The sequence below is a fragment of the Zoogloea sp. genome, assembly GCF_017302315.1.
Taxonomy (GTDB): domain Bacteria; phylum Pseudomonadota; class Gammaproteobacteria; order Burkholderiales; family Rhodocyclaceae; genus Zoogloea.
The window spans coordinates 1-2949 of sequence record NZ_JAFLDT010000161.1; the positions used below are offsets into that span (position 1 = coordinate 1).

A 2949-nucleotide genomic window follows, 5' to 3' on the forward strand; every position below is an offset into this window, starting at 1 on the left:
CTTGGCCCTCGCCGACAGCCCGGCGCGGCCCCTGCGCATCCGCCTGGCGGCGCCCACCGGCAAGGCCGCGGCGCGTCTCAACGAGTCCATCGCCGGGGCGGTGGCCCGCCTCGATCTGGCCGGGCTGCCCGATGGCGAGCGGGTGCGCGCCGCCATCCCGGTGGAGGTGACGACCCTGCACCGCCTCCTTGGCAGCCGCCCGGACACCCGCCACTTCCGCCACCACGCCGGCCATCCGCTGGGCGTGGATGGGCTGGTGGTGGATGAAGCCTCGATGGTGGATCTGGAGATGATGGCCGCCGTGCTCGCCGCCCTGCCGCCCGAGGCCCGCCTGGTGCTCCTCGGCGACAAGGATCAGCTTGCCTCGGTGGAAGCCGGCGCGGTGCTGGGCGAGCTGTGCCGCCGTGCCAACGAAGGGCACTACACGCCCGAGACGGTGGCCTGGCTGGCCGGCGTTACCGGCGAACAGGTGCCCGCCAGCCTCGTCGATGCTGCCGGCACGCCCCTCGATCAGGCGGTGGCCATGCTCCGCCATAGCCACCGCTTCAGCAGCACCAGCGGCATCGGCCGACTGGCCGCGGCGGTCAATGGGGGAGAAGCGGGCGCTGCGGAGGCGGTGTTTGCCGGCTTGCATGCGGATCTGGCCCGGGTCGAGGTGGATACGCGGGCCGCGGCCGGTGAGGCCGACTTCCGGCGCCTGGCGGTGGATGGCACGCCGTCCGCCGGCCGGGAGGGCTATCGCCACTACCTGGAAACCCTGCGCAACACCCGCCCGGCCGCCGACGTCGACCGGGCCGGGATCGACGCCTGGGCTGCTGGCGTGCTCGCCGCCCACGGCCAGTTCCAGTTGCTGTGCGCCCTGCGTCGCGGACCCTGGGGGGTGGAGGGGCTCAACCCGCGCATCGCCGGCTGGCTGCGCGAGGCCGGCCTGATCGACGCCGACGAGGGCTGGTATGAGGGCCGCCCGGTGCTGGTCACCCGCAACGACTACGGCCTGGGCCTGATGAACGGCGACATGGGCATCACCCTGGCCCTGCCGCTGGCCGGAGGGGGTAGCCAGCTACGGGTGGCCTTCCCCAGCGGCGACGGCCGCAACGGCATCAAGTGGGTGCTGCCCAGCCGCCTGCAGGCGGTGGAGACGGTGTTTGCGCTGACGGTGCACAAGTCCCAGGGCTCCGAGTTCACCCACGCAGCCCTGGCCCTGCCCGACAGCCTCAACCCCATCCTCACCCGGGAGCTGGTTTACACCGGCATCACCCGCGCCCGCAGTGGTTTCACTCTGGTGGACGCCGCGGGCTCTCGGGTGCTGGAGCAGGCGGTGGCGCGCCGGGTGCTGCGGCTCTCGGGCTTGCTGGACGGGTTTGCCTGATGCCGGCTGCAGAGGCGTCGACCACAAGGATGTAACCTGCGTCTTCCACTCTCCCGGGTTGAATCTTCTCGAGGGGGCATCATGGATCGACGTAGTTTTCTGCGTAACAGCGGCTTTCTGACCGTATCGGTCGCGATGGGCGGCCTTGCCGGATGTGGTAGTTCGGGCAGCCTGCCGGCCCAGGCCATGGGCAGTGGCTGGAAGTTTCCCCAGAGCGTGGGGTCCGGCGACCCCTCGCCGGAAGGGGCCGTACTGTGGACCCGGGTGGTTCCGCTGACGGCGGATGACGTGAGTACCACCGCCGGCCTGCGGGACGTCAGTATCCGCCTGCGGGTCACCGACGGGGACAACCGGGCGGCCCTCGGCAGCAACGCCGCCCTGTCCGGCACCATCCTGGTGGACAGCCTGGTACCGGTACGGGCGGAATACGACGGCACCGTGCGCAACAAGGTCACCGGCCTGCAGCCGGGGCGGCTCTACTACTACCAGTTCATCGCTGGTGACGTGCGCTCCCGGGTGGGCCGCTTCCGCACCGCGCCGGCCCGGGGGGCCAGCGTGGACCAGATGCGCCTGATCTTCATGAGCTGCCAGGACTGGAGCGTGAATCACTGGGGCGCCTTCGATCACATCGCGAAGAACGAGGATGCCGACCTGATCGTCCATCTTGGCGACTACATCTACGAGACCGTGGGCGAAGCCTTCCAGACCGGGGCGGTGGAGTCGCGCCATGACGCGCTGGTGCTGCCCGATGGCGTCTTCAAGAACGGCAGCTCGGGCAGCAAGTACGCCAACACCCTGGCCGACTACCGCTACCTCTACAAGAAGTACCGCAGCGACCCGCGCCTGCAGGCGGTACACGAGCGCTTTGCTTTCGTGGCCACCTGGGACGATCACGAGTTCTCCGACGACTGCTGGGGTGATTCCACCACCTACGACAATGGCAGCTACGACGCGGCCTCCCACAGCGGCGCCAACACCCGTCAGTCGGCGCGCCGACGCTCGGCCAACCGGGCGTGGTTCGAGTTCATGCCCGCCGACATCACCCTTGATGAATCCACCAGTGGCTTTGACACCGTGCGCCTCTACCGGGACATCCAGTGGGGCAATCTGGCCCATTTCGTGGTGACCGACCAGCGCATGTACCGCTCCGACCACGTGGTGCCCGAGGCCACTCCGAACCCGGCCACAGGCGTAGCCCTTGGCGAGATCGGCAGTCGCTACGTGGTGCCCCAGTCCACCCGCGATGGCTTCGAAGCCATCAAGATGGCTGCCGCCGGCAGTGAGGATCCGCTGGCCGCGGTGTCCATCCTGGGCCGCTCCCAGCGGGAGTGGTGGAAGCGCACCATGAGCGAATCCTCCTCCACCTGGAAGCTGTGGTGTAACGAGGTGTCCCTGCTGCGCATGCAGCTCAACGGCACCGATGCCATCGCCACCCTGTTCGCCCTGGAGGCGGTGAGCAGCCTGGGCAGCGCAATCCAGGGGCTGCTGGCGTCCACCGGGGGCAGTGTGCCGGTGGCGGCGGCCATTGTCGCCGGCAGCACCGCGGGGGCGAGCCAGACCGTCGCGGCGGCGGCGGGCGC

2 protein-coding genes are annotated in these 2949 nt (G+C 69.9%); both read left to right on the plus strand.

Features of this window, described 5'->3' with window-relative positions; all coding sequences use genetic code 11:
- Window positions 1-1369: exodeoxyribonuclease V subunit alpha (gene recD / locus J0L98_RS21485; RefSeq protein ID WP_296414272.1), on the plus strand; the 1369-nt coding region annotated here is incomplete at its 5' end.
- An 81-nt stretch (window positions 1370-1450) separates the two neighbouring features.
- Window positions 1451-2949, plus strand: a 1499-nt coding sequence (locus tag J0L98_RS21490) for an alkaline phosphatase D family protein (protein ID WP_296414273.1), incomplete at its 3' end; no start/stop codon positions are given.